19 protein-coding genes are annotated in these 16,169 nt (G+C 68.6%); 9 read left to right on the forward strand and 10 right to left on the reverse strand.

Annotated elements, in window-relative coordinates; genetic code table 11:
- Window positions 1–69: 69 nt before the first annotated feature.
- A complete protein-coding gene (locus tag IEV93_RS16105) occupies window positions 70–753 on the reverse strand; it encodes a response regulator transcription factor (protein WP_188490978.1) in 684 nt (227 codons plus the stop codon).
- Between the two features lie 251 nt (window positions 754–1,004).
- Between IEV93_RS16105 and IEV93_RS16110 the strand changes: the two genes are divergently transcribed.
- Complete coding sequence (locus IEV93_RS16110; protein ID WP_188490979.1) at window positions 1,005–1,937, forward strand: hypothetical protein; 933 nt, start codon at window positions 1,005–1,007, stop codon at window positions 1,935–1,937.
- Between the two features lie 92 nt (window positions 1,938–2,029).
- Here IEV93_RS16110 and rpmF read toward each other — a convergent pair whose 3' ends face one another.
- From rpmF to mrf, 3 genes are read right to left on the reverse strand one after another with little or no spacing between them, the layout of a single operon-like run.
- Window positions 2,030–2,203, reverse strand: a complete 174-nt coding sequence (gene rpmF / locus IEV93_RS16115) for a 50S ribosomal protein L32 (protein WP_188490980.1) — start codon at window positions 2,201–2,203, stop codon at window positions 2,030–2,032.
- 23 nt (window positions 2,204–2,226) lie between these two features.
- Window positions 2,227–2,490 (reverse strand): type B 50S ribosomal protein L31, encoded by a 264-nt coding sequence (locus IEV93_RS16120; protein ID WP_188490981.1) that lies wholly within the window; start codon window positions 2,488–2,490, stop codon window positions 2,227–2,229.
- A 25-nt stretch (window positions 2,491–2,515) separates the two neighbouring features.
- On the reverse strand, window positions 2,516–3,811 hold the full coding sequence (gene mrf, locus IEV93_RS16125) for a ribosome hibernation factor-recruiting GTPase MRF (protein WP_188490982.1): 1,296 nt from the start codon (window positions 3,809–3,811) through the stop codon (window positions 2,516–2,518).
- A gap of 88 nt (window positions 3,812–3,899) precedes the next feature.
- Between mrf and rpmB the strand changes: the two genes are divergently transcribed.
- The 5 genes from rpmB (at window position 3,900) to IEV93_RS16150 (ending at window position 5,853) form a co-directional block, all read left to right on the forward strand.
- Window positions 3,900–4,136, forward strand: coding sequence for a 50S ribosomal protein L28 (gene rpmB / locus IEV93_RS16130; protein ID WP_188490983.1), 237 nt, complete (start codon window positions 3,900–3,902; stop codon window positions 4,134–4,136).
- A complete protein-coding gene (rpmG, locus tag IEV93_RS16135; RefSeq protein ID WP_188490984.1) occupies window positions 4,136–4,306 on the forward strand; it encodes a 50S ribosomal protein L33 in 171 nt (56 codons plus the stop codon). The genes rpmB and rpmG overlap by 1 nt, the downstream gene beginning before the upstream one ends.
- Window positions 4,307–4,309: 3 nt before the next feature.
- Window positions 4,310–4,615 (forward strand): 30S ribosomal protein S14, encoded by a 306-nt coding sequence (gene rpsN / locus IEV93_RS16140; protein ID WP_188490985.1) that lies wholly within the window; start codon window positions 4,310–4,312, stop codon window positions 4,613–4,615.
- A gap of 111 nt (window positions 4,616–4,726) precedes the next feature.
- Window positions 4,727–4,984: a 30S ribosomal protein S18 gene (gene rpsR, locus IEV93_RS16145; protein WP_188490986.1), complete on the forward strand. Its 258-nt coding sequence runs from the start codon at window positions 4,727–4,729 to the stop codon at window positions 4,982–4,984.
- A 95-nt stretch (window positions 4,985–5,079) separates the two neighbouring features.
- Window positions 5,080–5,853, forward strand: a complete 774-nt coding sequence (locus IEV93_RS16150; RefSeq protein ID WP_188490987.1) for an acyl-CoA thioesterase — start codon at window positions 5,080–5,082, stop codon at window positions 5,851–5,853.
- A 9-nt stretch (window positions 5,854–5,862) separates the two neighbouring features.
- On the opposite strand, the gene IEV93_RS16155 is transcribed toward IEV93_RS16150, so the two are convergent.
- Both IEV93_RS16155 and IEV93_RS16160 read right to left on the reverse strand, forming a co-directional pair.
- A complete protein-coding gene (locus IEV93_RS16155) occupies window positions 5,863–6,867 on the reverse strand; it encodes an acyl-CoA dehydrogenase family protein (protein ID WP_188490988.1) in 1,005 nt (334 codons plus the stop codon).
- Window positions 6,864–8,117, reverse strand: a complete 1,254-nt coding sequence (locus IEV93_RS16160; protein ID WP_188490989.1) for an acyl-CoA dehydrogenase family protein — start codon at window positions 8,115–8,117, stop codon at window positions 6,864–6,866. Before IEV93_RS16160 ends, IEV93_RS16155 begins: the two co-directional genes overlap by 4 nt.
- Window positions 8,118–8,244: 127 nt before the next feature.
- Here IEV93_RS16160 and IEV93_RS16165 point away from each other — a divergent pair, with 127 nt between their 5' ends.
- Together IEV93_RS16165 and IEV93_RS16170 are read left to right on the forward strand one after the other, a co-directional pair.
- Window positions 8,245–9,180, forward strand: coding sequence for an AEC family transporter (locus tag IEV93_RS16165; protein WP_188490990.1), 936 nt, complete (start codon window positions 8,245–8,247; stop codon window positions 9,178–9,180).
- Window positions 9,181–9,322: 142 nt separating this feature from the next.
- A complete protein-coding gene (locus IEV93_RS16170; RefSeq protein WP_188490991.1) occupies window positions 9,323–9,973 on the forward strand; it encodes a DUF1707 SHOCT-like domain-containing protein in 651 nt (216 codons plus the stop codon).
- A gap of 10 nt (window positions 9,974–9,983) precedes the next feature.
- Here the strand turns inward: IEV93_RS16170 and IEV93_RS16175 are convergent, their stop codons facing one another.
- From IEV93_RS16175 to IEV93_RS16185, 3 genes are read right to left on the reverse strand one after another with little or no spacing between them, the layout of a single operon-like run.
- Window positions 9,984–10,799 (reverse strand): DUF72 domain-containing protein, encoded by an 816-nt coding sequence (locus tag IEV93_RS16175; protein WP_188490992.1) that lies wholly within the window; start codon window positions 10,797–10,799, stop codon window positions 9,984–9,986.
- Window positions 10,799–12,799 carry a vWA domain-containing protein gene (locus IEV93_RS16180; protein WP_188490993.1) on the reverse strand — a complete coding sequence of 667 codons (2,001 nt, stop codon included), beginning with the start codon at window positions 12,797–12,799 and terminating at the stop codon, window positions 10,799–10,801. Before IEV93_RS16180 ends, IEV93_RS16175 begins: the two co-directional genes overlap by 1 nt.
- Before the next feature lie 51 nt (window positions 12,800–12,850).
- A complete protein-coding gene (locus IEV93_RS16185) occupies window positions 12,851–14,266 on the reverse strand; it encodes a sigma 54-interacting transcriptional regulator (protein WP_371873851.1) in 1,416 nt (471 codons plus the stop codon).
- 171 nt (window positions 14,267–14,437) lie between these two features.
- On the opposite strand from IEV93_RS16185, the gene IEV93_RS16190 reads away from it, so the two are divergent.
- Window positions 14,438–15,340 (forward strand): type IV toxin-antitoxin system AbiEi family antitoxin domain-containing protein, encoded by a 903-nt coding sequence (locus IEV93_RS16190; RefSeq protein WP_229705236.1) that lies wholly within the window; start codon window positions 14,438–14,440, stop codon window positions 15,338–15,340.
- Window positions 15,341–15,424: 84 nt separating this feature from the next.
- On the opposite strand, the gene IEV93_RS16195 is transcribed toward IEV93_RS16190, so the two are convergent.
- Complete coding sequence (locus tag IEV93_RS16195; RefSeq protein ID WP_188491672.1) at window positions 15,425–16,141, reverse strand: sulfite exporter TauE/SafE family protein; 717 nt, start codon at window positions 16,139–16,141, stop codon at window positions 15,425–15,427.
- Window positions 16,142–16,169 lie beyond the last annotated feature (28 nt).

Below are 16,169 nucleotides of genomic sequence, written 5' to 3' on the forward strand. Positions count from 1 at the left end.
TCTGCCCCAGATCGTGCTGTCCCGGATCGTTCGCCCCGGGTATGTCCTTGGGCGTCGGGCCCGGTGCGGTCACGGCGGCGTTTCGCGCAGGACGTACCCGATGCCGCGGACGGTGTGGATCAGCCGGATCTCCCCCTCGGCCTCGGTCTTGCGTCGCAGATAGCCGACGTAGACCTCCAGGGCGTTGCCCGACGTCGGGAAGTCGTAGCCCCAGACCTCCTCGAGGATGCGACTGCGCGTGAGGACGCGGCGCGGGTTGGCCATCAGCATCTCCAGCAGCGCGAACTCGGTGCGGGTCAGGCTGATGGGACGTTCGCCGCGGCTGACGTCGCGGGTGACGGGGTCCATCGTCAGGTCGGCGAAGGTCATCGTCTCGGAGTCGGCGGCGACGTCGGTGGCGCGGCGCATGAGCGCGCGCAGTCGGGCGAGGAGCTCCTCGAGGGCGAACGGTTTGGGCAGATAGTCGTCGGCGCCGGCGTCGAGGCCGGAGACCCGCTCGGAGACGCTGTCGCGGGCGGTGAGGACGAGGATCGGCAGGTCGTCGCCGGTGCTGCGGAGTCGGCGGCACACCTCGAGGCCGTCCAGGCGCGGCATCATCACGTCGAGGACGACGGCGTCGGGGCGCGAGGAGACGATCTGTTCGAGGGCCTCCACGCCGTCCCCGGCCGTCTCGACGGTGTAACCGTTGAACGACAGGGACCGTCGGAGCGACTCTCGTACCGCACGGTCGTCGTCCACAACCAGGATGCGCATGCGGTCCAGTGTGACGCGAACGTCTGAGAGCCGACTAAGACATGCCGGGCGCGCCGCTTTTTCGACGATCCGCGGCACTTATCTGCAGACGCGGCACCTGCAGGTGCCGCACCTGCGAGGAGCTGCCGCGGATAGGCCTCGAGAGGGGCAATTCCACCGTTCGGCGGCCGTCCACAGAACACCCACCGATCCCCGTGCGGACGCCCGATCGAGTCGGTTGCCGATGACCACCATGGGCCATGGACGAACTCATGAGCAGTACAGGCGGGTTCCTGACCCGTCGGAATGTGGTCGAGTCGGGGCTGGGGACCGACTCAGAACTGGCGGCCGCGGTGTGCAGCGGCGACCTCACGCGTGCGTGGCGCGGCGTCTATCACGCGGCCTCCGACGACCCCGATGGTGATGACGACGACCCCATCGCCGCCGCGTACCGGCGACGCGTGATCGGTGCGGCGATGTCGGGTGGGTCCGAGCGTGTCGTCAGCCACCAGTCCGCGGCGGCGCTGCACGGACTGCCCCTGCTGGGTCGGGAGGAGTCTGTCCACTTCACGGTGGACCGAAAAGCGGGCGGCCAACGTCGCACGGCCGTCATCCACGCCACGCCGCTCACGGGTCAGGACGTCGTCGAGATCCGAGGGCTGCCGGTCACTTCTCTTGCGAGGACCGCCGTCGACGTCGCACGGAGCGGCACGTTCACCCAGGCGGTGTGCGCGATGGACGGAGCGTTGGCGCTCGGTGTCACCGTCTCCGAGCTGACCGAGACGGTGCGACGAGGGTCGGGACGCTCGGGCATCGACACCGCGCGACGTGCCCTGCTCATCGCCGACGGCGACTCGGAGAGCGTCGGGGAGTCGTTCAGCCGGGTTCTCATGCACGGGTTCGCCGATGTCCCGTCCCCGCGTCTCCAGCACGAGTTCCGGACCGAGTCCGGGTTGTTCGTGGCGCGGTCCGACTTCGACTGGGAGGGCTGGCTGGTGGGTGAGTTCGACGGGCGGGGCAAGTACGAGCGCGATCTGCGTCCGGGCGAGAGCATCGCCGACGCGGTGTGGCGCGAGAAGAGGCGCGAGGACCGACTGCGCGACCTCGGGGTGATCGTGGTGCGGTGGACGTGGTTCGAGCTCACACATCCGCGGGCGCTGCACGCGTTGCTCTCGCACGGTCTACGTCGCGCCGGTCTTCTCTAGAGAACGCGAAAACGCGGCAGGTCTCCCGATTCGCGGCACCTGTAGGTGCCGCGTCTGGGGATACCTGCCGCGGATTCGGCGAAAGTGGGTGCCTAGCGGCGGTCGAGATCGACCAGGCCGAGCTTGACGGCCTTGACGAGACGACGAGGGATGCGCTGGCTGACGCCACCGACCTTCACCTCTTGCAAGGCCGGGTTGTCGGCCTTCCACTGCGAACGACGACTGCGGGTGTTGGACCGCGACATCCTGCGCTTCGGTACAGCCATGATTGAGCCCTTCTATCCATTGCTTAAGCCTGTGATGGACGTGCTCGGCGCCCATACCGGCGCTCGAACTTCTCCACTCGTCCTGCCGTGTCCATCACGCGGGTCGCACCTGTCCAGAACGGGTGCGAGTCGGACGTGACATCGACAACCACAAGAGGGTACCGGTTCCCGTCCTCCCACTCCAAAAGCACGTCGGAGGTGACGGTCGAGCGGGTGAGGAAGGTCTTACCCGTGGACGAGTCCTGGAACAGGACGTGATGGTAGTCGGGGTGCATGCCTGGCTTCATGGTCGTGGGCCTCTCCGGTTGATGGTCATTGCAGGTCAGGGTGGATCGACGACGCGCCGGCGTCGGCCTCGTCGGCACCGACATCGCCGTCGACGCACGGATCGCGGTGGAAGCTGCCGAACGGGTCGTCGAACATCGCCCACCCGGCCGGTCCGGCCGCCATCTCGACGTCGGTGAGGCACGCCCCGCGCAGCTTGTCCTGGATGAACGACGCATCGGCACGCAGGCTGAGCACGACGATGCTGGTGTCGCGATCACCGAATTCGGGATGCCAGCGCAGCGCCGCCATCGACACCCGTTCGGGCTCGCACGCGTCGACCTCGTCGTCCGACATCGCCGCCAGCCACGGTCCGCCGGTGGCGACGCGCAGTCCGCCGCCCGCGCTCTCGATCCACAGGGCCTCGTCGGGCTGGGTCGCGAGCCACAGCCGTCCGCGCGAGCAGACGACACCCTCCAGCAGGCAGTCGATGGCCTCGTGGAGCCGGCCGGGGTGCATCGGTCGGTCGGAGTGGAACTCGACCAGGCGCACACCGCAGTCGGCGTCGAGCGGCGGCTGGCCCGGGAGCAGCGGATCGTGGGCGCCGGTCATGGCGCCCCGCCGCGCGGTGTCGGGGACGGCGGCGAGCAGGGTGCCCACGACCGTCTGGGTGATCGGCCGCTCGGGCAACGCGAGCAGCACCGGCGCCCTCGGGGCGAGACGGGCGAGGACCGCCATGAGCAACGCCTCCTGCCAGCCGTCCTCGGCGACACCGTGGACGACGAGGGCATCGGCGTGCCCGACGTGCCCGACCGCGAGTTGCGCCACGGTCCGCTCGTCCGTCTCGTCCCGCACGAGACCCATCTCCGACAACGTCATGTCCCCGGTCGCGTCGGTGAGCCAGGTCCCGGCGTCGACGCAGCCCACCACGGCCTCGATCCGCACGTCCCGTGCGGCGGGGCCGTCGATCGCACCCGGCACGTCGGCGACGACGACCTCGTCGATAGCCCAGCACAGCGGTTCGGGCTCGATGAGCGGATCGAGCTGCAGGACGATCCGCTCGACCCCCTCGCGGCGATGCAACGCACGCAGGAGAGGCAGCAGATCCTCCCGCAGTGCACACGAGACACAGCCGTGGTCGAGATCGATGCGCGTGATCCGTGCCCCGACCACGCCGTCGGCGTCGATGCTGCGGACGGTGCGCGTGATGATGCCCAGAGACAGTTCGACCAGGTCGTGGTGCACGACGACCGTGCCCGGCGTCTGCGCCGAGCGGGCCACCCGGTCGACGGCGACGGCATCGAAGCCGGTGACGACGACCACGGGGGTGCGACGCGAACTCACAGAGACGTCCTCTCAGTTGAAAACGATTGTCGTTTGCGTGTTAGCGTAACCCACTATCGACAATCGTTTCCAACTAGGAGGAGGGCACATGTCGGCCCACTGCCAGGTGACCGGGCGCAAACCCGGCTTCGGCAAACAGGTGTCGCACTCGCACGTGCGCACCAATCGACGCTGGAACCCCAACATCCAGCGGCGTCGCTACTGGGTGCCCAGCGAGGGACGCACGGTCACGCTGACCCTGTCGACCAAGGGCATCAAGACCATCGACCGCGACGGCATCGACGCCGTGGTCGCCCGCATCAAGGCGCGAGGGGAGAAAGTCTGATGGCGTCGAAGAGCACCGATGTCCGACCGATCGTCAAGCTCAAGTCCACGGCGGGAACGGGGTACACGTACGTCACCCGCAAGAACCGTCGCAACGACCCCGACCGTCTGGTGATGAAGAAATACGACCCGAAGATCCGCAAGCACGTCGATTTCCGCGAGGAGCGCTGAACCGTGGCGAAGAAGTCCAAGATCAATCGCAACGAGCACCGGCGGGTAGTCGTCGAGCGGTACGCGCAGCGGCGCGCGGAACTGAAGGAGATCGTTCGCAGGCCCTCGTCGGGCGACGACGAACGCGCCGCGGCCCAGCTCGCACTACAACGACTCCCCCGCGACGCGAGCCCCACGAGGCTGCGCAACCGCGATGCGGTCGACGGCCGGCCACGCGGTTACGTGGGCAAGGCAGGCATCTCCCGCATCCGCTTCCGCGAGATGGCACACAACGGCGAACTACCCGGGATCACCAAATCCAGCTGGTGAAACGAGCTGGTTTTGGGTTCGAGCCCACCCATGCCGCACAATGTTGGTTTGCGCCCCGTGTGAACGGCGGCTCAACGCAACGTTGCACACGATTACCACGAAGGACTGATGATGGCCTCCAAGCCCACCCGGCGCCGCTCCGAGAAGCCGACCAAGGTCGCCGCCAAGCGCAACATCCTGCGCGAGCGCAAGATCTCGCACATCGACTACAAGGACGTCGCCCTGCTGCGTACGTTCCTGTCGGACCGCGGCAAGATCCGCAGCCGTCGCGTCACCGGCCTGAACCCGCAGCAGCAGCGTCAGGTCGCCACCGCCATCCGCAACGCGCGTGAGATGGCACTGCTGCCCTTCACCACCTCCGGACGGTAATTCGCGTCTCCGCGCACACCGAGCTGACCGAACTCGTCGGTCTGCTCGACCTGGCCGACGCCGGACACGATCGCTTCACCGCACGCCACTCGAAGTTGGCGGTCGCGAGCAAGCACGTGTTCGGCGGCCTCGTGCTCGCCCAGGCGGTCGTGGCCGCCGGGCGGTCGGTCGCCTCCGATCGTTCGATCAACTCCCTGCACGCGTACTTCCTGCGTGCGGGTGATCCGTCGATCGCTCAGACCATCGTCGTCGAGCGGATCCGGGACGGTCGATCGTTCAGCCACCGCAAGGTCGAGGTGCGTCAAGGTGATCGGTGCATCGCCGAGATGCTGTGTTCCTTCGCCGTGCCCGGTCCCGGTGTCTCCCACCAGGCCGCGATGCCGGCGGTGCCGCCCGCCGACGACCTGCTCGACGACGCCGTCACCCTCGGGGACCTCGACGATCCACGGTTGTCCGTCACGCGTATGGGGCCCTTCGAGTTCCGCGCCGCCGAGACGCACTCCCGCATCGCCCGCGAACGCGGCGAGAAGACCGATCGTTCACGGATGTGGTTGCGCGCCAAGGGATCGGCGCCCGACGACGCACTCGTACAGACAGCTCTGCTGGTCTACGCCAGCGACATGACGGTCCTCGATCCGACCACCCGTCCGCACGCACTGGCGCTGTCGGCCGGCGACCTATGGCCCACCAGCCTCGACCACGCCGTCTGGTTCCACCAGCCGGTGGCCGTCGACTCGTGGTTCCTGCTCGACCTCGACTCCCCGTGGGCGGGTGACGGCCGCGGCCTGGCCCGTGGGCGGGTGTTCACCGCCGACGGCGTGCTCGCGGCCGAGATCGCACAGGAAGGCCTGCTGCGCGCGGGTTCGTGAGACCTGCGCCTACGAGGCCGCACCCGCCATCGCCAGCCGCGCCACCTCGTCGAACGCGGCGACGTCGTCGCCGAGCAGGAACCGGTCGACCTTCGCGCGACGCCAGTACAGATGCGCGTCGTGCTCCCAGGTGAACCCGATTCCGCCGTGTACCTGGATCAGCGTCTCGGCGGCCAGCTGTGACGCCATCGCCGCGACCCCCTTGGCCGACGCCGACGCCATCGGCAACTCGTCGGGGGCGTTGTCGGCCGCCCAGGCACTCCACCACACCAACGACCGCAGCTCCTCGACCGCGACGTAGGCGTCGACGAGAGCGTGCTTGACCGCCTGATACGACCCGATCGCCCTGCCGAACGCCTGACGCTCCTTGGCGTAGGCGACCCCGATCTCGACCGATCGGGCTGCGGCACCGAGACTCTCGGCCGCGAGGATGACGCGACCGATCTGCAGCGCGCGGTCCCAGCGGGCCTGTGCGTCCGCACCGTCACCGCTGCCGTCGACGACCTCGACGTCGCCGAGGGTGACCCGTCCGAGCCCGCGCGTGGGGTCGATGGGATCGGGCAGATCGACTGTGCCGCCCCCGATCACGATGCGTCCGTCGCGCAGGGCCAGGAACTGCTCGGCGCCGAGCGCGTCGAGCACCGGGCCGTCACCGTCGACGACCGCGACCTTCATCTCACCGGCGGCCAGCGCCCGCAGACGGTCGGTGTCGCCGGCGAGCAACACCGCGGCACGCGCGTAGGTGATCAGCGACGGGCCGGCGAGAACGCGACCGGCCTGCTCGGCGACCACGGCGAGGTCGAGGACCGTCCCGCCGCCGCCGTCGACCTCCTCGGGAAGGGTGATCGTCGCGAATCCACTGCTGAGCAACTGATCTCGCCCCGGCCGGACGGCAATGTCGGTGGCGGCGGCGTCCAACGCGGCACGCACATCCGCCAACGAGGTGGACGAGGCGAGGAAATCGCCTGCCGCCGAGGCCAGGTCGCGCTGCTGATCGTCGAGGTCGAAGTTCATACCGTGGCCCCCTTGGCTGCGGATTCCGAGCCGCCCGTGGCGACCGCGATGGTCTCCCGGAACGGGACGTTCTTGTCGGCGCGCGGTTCGGCGGGCAGGCCCAGGACCCGTTCGCCGATGACGTTGCGCAGCACCTCGTTGGTGCCGCCGGCGATCGCCAGTCCGGGCAGGGACGCCTGCGAGTCCTGCCAGGTGCTGTCGCCACCGGAGTCGCGGGCGAACACCGCGTCGTCGTCGAGCAGGCGTACCGACAGGTCGGCGAGATCACGGGCGACGCGGGTGCCGGCCAGCTTGCCCGCCGACGCCTCCGGGCCGGGCATCTCGCCGCGGCTGATCGCCGAGAGCTGTCGGTACCCGGTGTAGCGGATGGCCAGCGACTCGGCGTAGGCCCGTCCGAACTGCTGACGGGTGACCGCCGCACGGTCGTCGGGCAGGTCCGCGATGCGTGCGGCGACGTGGTCGGCCACCGCTCCCACGCCCACGCCGATGTCGGTGCCACCGCCGCCGAGCGACATGCGCTCGGCCATCAGGGTGGTCAGCGCGACGCCCCAGCCGTTGCCGACGTCGCCGAGGCGCTCGTCGTCGCTGATCTCGACGTCGTCGAAGAAGACCTCGTTGAAGTCCGACCCGCCGCTCATCTGTCGCAGCGAGCGGACGCTGACGCCGGGCGCCTTCATGTCGACCACGAACATCGTCAGACCGCGGTGCTTGGCGACGTCGGGGTCGGTGCGGGTGAGCAGGATGCCGTAGTCGGAAACGTGGGCGAGGGTGGTCCAGACCTTCTGGCCGCTGATCCGCCACGTGCCGTCGTCGGTGCGAACGGCCTTGGTGCGCAACGCGGCGAGGTCGCTGCCCGACCCCGGCTCGCTGAACAGCTGACACCACAGGTCGTCCGCGCGCAGCAGACGTTTGAGGTAGCGCTCCTTCTGCGACTCGGAGCCGTGGGCGATGACCGTCGGCCCGCACATGCCGATGCCGATCAGGTTGACCAGACCCGGCACCTCGGCACGGGACAGTTCCTGGTCGACGATGGCCTGCTGCATCGGCGTGCCACCCTGCCCGCCTGCCTCCTTCGACCACGTGACCCCGACCAGACCGTTGTCGTAGAGCAACGCCTGACGGTCCCGTGCCGCCGGGTCGTCGTAGCCGCGGCCGGCACCTCGACGGCCGAGCGCCTCACGGTTGTCGGCGATGATCGAACGCACCGTGGACCGCCACGATGCCTCCTCCGGGGTGTCGTCGAAGTCCATTCCAGTCCTTTCGCCGAGCGAGTGTTCGGTCTCTCCTTTGCACCCTACTGTTACCGCCGTCACGGCGTCCTCGGCGGACGCCCCGCACTGGTCAGGCCGCCCCGCGACCGACCTCTAGACTCCACGGGTGTCCGGAGTCGTCCAGGGATTCACCGTCATCTTCATCGTGATCGCGGTGGGGTATGCGTTGGGCCGCACCGGCGTCCTCGGACCCGACGCCCAACAGGTGCTCTCCCGGCTGGTCTTCTTCGTCCTCACCCCGGCGCTGCTGTTCAACTCGCTGGCCACCACCGACCTGTCGGTGATCTTCTCCCCGACACTCGTCATCGCCGGCGGCAGCGCGCTGGTGGTGGGGTTGATCTACTTCGTGCTCGCGCGCACCGTCCTGCACCGGGAGATCCCGGAGGCGACGATCGGCGCGCTGTCGTCGTCGTACGTCAACAGCGCCAACCTCGGCATCCCGATCGCGATCTTCGTCCTCGACGACGCGTCGTTCGTCGCGCCGCTGCTGCTGTTCCAGATCATGATCTACTCGCCGCTCGCGCTGACCGCCCTCGACCTCACCGCGCTGCGCGGAGGCACGGGCCGGATCACCCTGCGCGACACCGTCGTCGCACCGTTGACCAACCCGATCGTGCTCGGCGGCGTGGCCGGGCTGATCCTGTCGGTGACCGGCGTGACGCTCCCGCACGCGGTGCTCGAACCGATCTCCATGCTCGGTGATGCCTCGGTCCCGGGTGCGTTGCTCGCGTTCGGACTGTCCCTGACCGGGGTGACCGTGCTGCGCAAGGGCGAGAGTCCGCGCCGTGACGTCGCGCTGGCGTCGGTGCTGAAGATGGTGGTGCAGCCGCTGCTCGTATTCGCGCTCGCCTACTTCGTGTTCGACGAGCGGGGGCACAGCCTGTTCGCGCAGGTCGTCATCGCTGCGCTCCCCACCGCGCAGAACGTGCTGGTCTACGCGTCGCGGTACCAGCGCGGTGTGGTGCTCGCCCGTGACACCGCGCTGGTGACCACCGTCGCGTCGATTCCGGCGATCGCGCTCATCGCGCTGCTCCTGGCCTGACGCGACTGAAATCGTCCGTCCACAGACTCACCTCGGGCACTGTGCCGGAGGCGGCGCTGCAGTCGGACGATTTCCGTCGGACCCGAGCGGTTCATGACATTTGTCGTGTCGCCGGCGGCGGAAATTCGTTACCGTCGGTCACATGACCGATTCGCTGTCCCCCACGCCCGACAACGGGCGTGCCCGGTTGCGCGCCTCCGACGCCGATCGGTCGCTGGTGCACGACATCCTCGCCGCCGCGATGACCCAGGGACACCTCTCCCCCACCGAGTACGAGACCAGGGCGTCGAGTGCGGTGGCCGCGTCGACGTTCGGCGAACTCGACGCCCTCACCGACGATCTTCCGGTGTCCGACATCGCCCGCGCGGGTGGTCCGTCGCCGGATGTCATCGATCTCGACGCGGCCGCCTATTCGATGACTTCGGGGGCGTCGACGTCGCCCGTCACCACCAAGATCGCGGTGATGAGCGGAACCGATCTCGTCGGCAACGTCCCCGTGGGTTCGGAACTCCAGGTGTTCGCGCTGATGGGAGGCGCGGAAATCGATCTGCGCAGAGTCGAGTTCACGGAACCGACACTGACCGTGCGGGCGTTCGCGATCATGGGCGGCATCGAGGTGCTGGTCCCGGAGGACGCCACCGTCGAGATCAGTGGTCTGGGCCTCATGGGCGGCTTCTCTCACAAGGCCGCCGGCCGTGGGCGTCCCGGTGCACCCACCATCAAGGTCGTCGGTCTGGCGCTCATGGGCGGTGTCGAGGTCGAACGCAAGCGGATCTCGTTCACGAAGAAGTGACGCCCCGACGTCAGGTCAGACGGTCGAGCAGCCCGCGCGCGTCGACCGGCGCGCGGACCTTCGCGTCGTTGTCGAAATAGACGTAGACGTCACCGGTTCGCGCACGGGTACCGAAGCGCTTCGCCCAGGTGTCGAGGGCGTCGTCGGTGTAGCCGCTGACGTACAGTTCGGCGTCACCGTGGAGGCGGGCGTAGGTGAAGTCGGCGGTGACCTCGTCGATGACCGGGAATTTCCCGGCCGAATCGGCATGCACCAGAGCGACACCCGCATCCCGCAGAACGTCGGCGACGTCGGAGTCGACGAAGCTCGGGTGACGCACCTCCAGAGCGTGTCGCACCGGGCGGTCGGTGTCGGTGGTGGTCAGCGACCGACCGTCGAGACGCGCGTCGTGGTGGGCCGCCATCCGAGCCGCGTCGGCGGTGGTCGTCGGCAGCTGCGCGAGGAACCGTTGCAGCACATCGCGATCGAACGGCATGGTCGGTGGGAGTTGCCACAGCACGGGACCCAACTTGTGTTCCAGCGCGAGGATGCCCGAGGCGAAGAAGTTCGCCAACGGCGTCTCGACGTCGACCAGCTTCTTCATGTGCGTGATGAAACGCGGTCCCTTGACCGAGAACTCGAAGTCATCCGGGGTCTGGCCGAACCACTTCCGGAACGAGTCCGGCTTCTGCAACGCGTAGAACGACCCGTTGATCTCGACCGAGTTCAACGTCGACGACAGGTGCTCGAGTTCGCGACGCTGCGGCAGCTTCGGCGGATAGAACGTGCCACGCCACGGCGGGTAGACCCACCCGGACGTGCCGACCCGGATCTTCCCGCCGGCCACTACCGCCGACGACCCCGTCGCGAGCTGAGGTAGTCGCCAACCACCGCCGCACCGAGCCCGTCGAGGTCTGGCGCCACGACCCGCCCGCCGATCCGGCGTGCGATCTGGTCGACGAACCGCTCCAGGCTCGGGTCGTCGCCGAGCCGGAAGATGGTGACCTGGGCTCCCATTCGAGCGACGTTGTCGAGTTCCCGCACCGTCATCGCCAGCGTGGCCGGGTGCGGCGGGTAGTAAAAGAACGCCTCCCCGTCGGGCTCGAGGTGCGCGGTCGGCTCACCGTCGGTGACGATGAGGACGACCGGCTGCGCGTTGGGGTGTTTGCGGAGGTGCTTGCCCGCCAGCAGCAGCGCGTGGTGCAGGTTGGTGCCCTGCTCCATGCGCGGCTCGAGGCCGGTCAACTCGGCGATGTCGATGCTGCGGGCGTGCCGCCCGAAGGCGATAAGCTTGAGCTCGTCGCTGCGGAATCGCGTGCTGATCAGATGATTCAGCGCGACGGCCGTGCGCTTCATCGGCGTCCAGCGACCCTCCATCTCCATCGAGAAGGAGGTGTCGACGAGCAGGACCACCGCGGCCTGCGTCCGCGCCTCGGTCTCGGAGACCTCGACGTCGCGGACGTCGATCCGCACGCCGTTGCGCGCGAGATCACCGGTGACGGTGGCCTTGTCGGGGCTCTCGGTGATCGTGCGTCGCACCGCGTTGCCGACGGTGGCGGTGACGTCCCACGGCTCGGTGTCGCCGAACTCCCACTCGCGCGTCGATCCGGTGGCCTCACCGGTGGCGCCGTTGCGGCGGGTCTGTCGGTCGCCGCCGCGCCCGGACAACTGATCGGCGATGTCACGGAAGATGGACTGGCCGAGCTGACGCATCGCCTTGGGCGACAGCCGCAGTGCGCCGTCGGAATCGCGATGGAACAGCCCTTGTTCGCTGAGTGCCTTCTCCAGTTCGGCGAGCGTGCGCGCATCGACGGCGGCCTCGTTGCCGAGCTGCCGGGCCAACGCCTCGAGGTCGATGTCCTCCATCTGAGAGCCGTTGTACTGCTGCGACAGCTGCTCGGACAACGATTCCAACTCGGCGAGGTCCTGGAGGGCGCCGACGCCCTCACCCATCCCCATGCCCTCTTGACCCTCGAACTGCTGGGACTCACCCCAACCGAGGTCGGGACGGGCCTCCCGCAACTGGGAGTCCATCTGTCCGAGCTGATTCATCAGGTCCGGGGAACCGAACGCCTGCTGCGAGAGCTGGTCGAGTTCGGCCCGCTGCTCCGGCGAGAGTGAGTTGTAGAACGCCTGTGCGGCCGCCGCACGCTTGGCCAGCGAGTCGATGAGCTCTTCGGTCGACTGCGGGTTGTCCGGGAAATGCTGGCCGTGCTTGCCCATGAAGTCGTCGAACTTCTCGGTGGTGTCCTCACCCCGATTGTGCGCGGCGAGAAGCTCGTTGAGGTCGGCGAGCATCTCGGTGATGGCCTGACGGTCCTCGTCGGTCGCGCCCTCGAGGGCCTGCTTCATGCCCTCGAAACGCTGATCGAGCATCTCGCGGCCGAGCAGGTCCTTGATCTTGTCGTAGTCGGCCTTGGCCTCCGGGCTGCGGAACTCGTAGTTCGCGAGCTCCTGCACGGCCTGCGCGGTCGACGGGGACAGGTTCTCGATCTGCATCTCGGCGAAACGGGCATCGTCGTCGAGGTCGCGGGCGAGCTGCTTGCGTTCGGCGAGAACGGCTTTGTCGAGCAACTCCTTCACCTCGGCGAAGGTGCCGTCGAGGTTGCGCTTCTTGAGCAGTTCCTGACGTTTGCGGTTGATCTCCTCGCGCAGCTTGTCGAGACCGCGCATGTCCTTCGTGCCGCGCCGCAGGTACTCGCGCATGGCGCGCTGCGGCGACACCCCGGCCATCACGTCGGCGCCGATCTCGTCGAGCGCCTCGCGGAGATCGACCGGAGGCGCCAACGGGTCAGGACCGCCGGTGTACCGGCGATACCGCGAGCGGTGGAACTTGTTGCGGGCCATCAGACCCCCCGTCCGTCGAGATTCACTGCGATCGTTGTGTGCCGAACGCGGTCAGCCGTAGATGGTCTGACCGGAGTCATCGGCCTCCTTGCCGATGCGGCGGGCCAGGAACAGCCCCTCCAGCGCGAGTTCGAGTGCGCTGGCGCGTTCTCCGTCGTCGGTCGCCTCGAGGCGCTCGGCGATGGCGTCGACCACCGGTCCGGTGGAATCCGGCGACGGGATCGAGGTCAGCAGTTCCTTGGCGGTGACGCGGTCGCCGGTGACGATCGGCTCGCCGGACTCGAGTGCCGTGACCAGCGCGGCCATGTCGATGCCGGCGAGGTGGGCGCGCACGGTGTCGGCGGTGGCCTTGCGCAGCAGGTGCTCGAGGATCTCCATCTCACGCCCCTCCTCGCCCGACTCGAACTCGACCTTGCCGCGCAGGACCTCGATGACCGACTCGAGATCGACGACGCGGGCGACGGCCGACTCCTCGCCGACGATCGCGGCGCGATGCAGCGCGGCCGCGGCGACGGTCTCGGCACCGGCGATCGCGAACCGGGCGGAGACGCCGGAGCGCTGGTCGATCGACGGGTGATCGCGGACGTACCGGGTGAACCGCGCCAGGATCTCGAGGATGAAGGTGGGCACGGTGGCGACCAGGTCGGCCTCCTGCTCGATGACGGCGGTCTCGTCGTCGAGGTCGAGCGGGTAGTGCGTGCGGATCTCGGCGCCGAAGCGATCCTTGAGCGGGGTGATGATGCGGCCGCGGTTGGTGTAGTCCTCCGGGTTGGCGCTGGCCATCAGCATCACGTCGAGCGGGAGGCGCAGCGAGTAACCGCGGACCTGGATGTCGCGCTCCTCCATCACGTTGAGCATCGACACCTGGATGCGCTCGGCGAGGTCGGGGAGCTCGTTGATCGCGACGATGCCACGGTGTGCGCGCGGGATGAGTCCGAAGTGGATGGTCTCCGGGTCGCCGAGGCTGCGGCCCTCGGCCACCTTCATCGGGTCGACGTCGCCGACGAGGTCGCCGACCGAGGTGTCGGGGGTGGCCAGCTTCTCGGCGTAGCGCTCCGAGCGGTGCTTCCACTCGATCGGCAGGTCGTCGAGCGAGGCCGCGGCCCGACGGATCGAGGCGGGGGTGATGGGTTCGTAGGGGTGCTCGTTGAGTTCGGCGCCCTCGATGACCGGCGTCCACTCGTCGAGCAGGCCGACCAGGGTGCGCAGCAGTCGGGTCTTGCCCTGCCCACGCTCGCCGAGCATGACCACGTCGTGGCCGGCCAGCAGAGCGCGTTCGAGCTGCGGGATCACCGTCGTCTCGAAGCCGACGATGCCCGGCCAGGGGTTGGTGCCCGACCGCAGAGCGGTGAGCAGGTTGTTGCGGATCTCGTCCTTGATGGAGCGCTGAACGTGGCCCGATGCGCGCAGTTCACCAAGGGTGCGGGCTGCGGGATGGGCGGTCTGAGGAGACGTCACGTACTCCACGCTACGAGGGTTTGCGATGGTGCGCACTCAAAGGTGCTCGAGACCCCCTGCTCGCCCGCCCTTTCCCGCGACACGATTCGACTCCCGCGACGGCGATCTCTGTCGCGGGAGTCGAGTGATGTCGCGCGAGCGTCTACGGATCCGAACTCGCTCCTTCTGCGTCCAACAGACGTGACGACGACGCCCGACGACCCCGACCGTTTGCTCCGCCGCACCGATGCCCAGGCCGCCGGTGTGACCGACCGCCACCTCATGTCGAGAGTCCGCAGTGGCGAGCTCATCCGGTTGCGTCCCGGCGTCTACGCGGCCGGCGTGGAACGCACACCCGAGTCGATGCACCGACTCGAGATACTGGCGACGGAGCATCACCTGTTGACGGTCAGTCATCGATCGGCTGCCGTTCTACACGGCCTGCGGATGCTCAAACCCGATCTGAGCAGGATCGATGTGAGCTCTGGCAGCAGATCAGGTGGTCGGATCCACCCGACGCGGCACATCCACAGCGGTCTGCTCGATGCGGACGACGTGGTCATCGTCGACGGGGTGGCGGTGACCTCGCTGGAGCGCACCGCAGCCGACGTCGCCTGCATGGCTGACTTCGACCGCGCACTGGTCGTGTTGGATTCGGCACTGCGGGCGGGTGCCGACCGTGACGCGATCGGCGAGATCCTGGCTCGTCGTCGACGACAGGGCGTCTCGACGGCACGGATTGCGCTGTCGATGGCCGATCGCAACTCTGAGAGCGTGGGCGAATCGTGGAGTCGGGCGCAGATGATCACCGCCCGGTTGCCTCTACCCAGGCTGCAAGACGCCCGGGTGATCCGAGGGCGACGCGTGATCCCCGACTTCGACTGGGACCGACAGCTGGTCGGCGAGTTCGACGGCCACATCAAATACGGGCGCCTGCTACGACCGGGGCAGACCGTCGTCGACGTCGTGGCCGACGAGAAAGCTCGCGAGGACCTGCTGAGGTGGGACGGCTCGATGGTCCTGCGCTGGGTGTGGTCGGACCTCGAGCGACGCCGCGTCGTCGGGATCGTGGCGCCGTGGCTACACCGGCTGGGCTTGATGTGACCGCCGCTTCCCGCGACATAAATCGACTCCCGCGACGGGGATCCCTGTCGCGGGAGTCGAGCGGTGTCGCGGGAACTGATCGGGTCAGCGGACGGCGAGCCACACGGCGAGGCCCAGGCCGGCGATGCCGATGGCGATACGCAGGGGTGTGGGCGGGAGCCGGCGGACGATCGGCGGACCGAACCACCCTCCGGCCAGGCAGCCGATGCCCATCGCGAGCGCCGCGGTCCAGTGCACCGGGCCCGTCACCGTGAAGATCAGCGCCGCGACGAGGTTGCTGATGCCCAGCAGCGCAGACTTCAGCAGCGACGCCCGCCAGAGCGGGTTGGCCGTCAACACCAACGACAGCGCCAGGAAGATGACGCCGGCCCCCGCACCGAAGTAGCCGCCGTAGATCGACACCGCGAAGATCCCGGCCTCGAAGCTCCGGGGCATCTCGCGGTGCCCGGCCAGGCGTCGGAGGAACGGCTGGGCCAGCACCGCGACGGAGGCGAACGCGACCAGGTACGGGACCACCACCTCGAACGACTCGGCCGGCGAGACCAGCAGGATCGCCGCGCCGACGACCCCGCCGAGCGCGGACAGGATGCCGAGCCGGATGAGGCTGCGCTTGTCGGTGAGCAGCGCCTTCCCCGACTGGGCACTGCTGCCGATCCCGACCGGGACCAGCGCGACGGTGTTGGTGACGTTGGCCTGCAGCGGGCTCAGCCCCGCGAACAGCAGCGCGGGATAGCTGACGATCGACGCCAGACCGGTCACGTACCCGACCAGTCCCGAGGCGAACCCCGCGACGATGAGCATCACGAAGGTTGCGGCGGTCACCGCGTCA

The organism is Williamsia phyllosphaerae, from assembly GCF_014635305.1.
Taxonomy (GTDB): Bacteria; Actinomycetota; Actinomycetes; order Mycobacteriales; family Mycobacteriaceae; genus Williamsia_A; species Williamsia_A phyllosphaerae.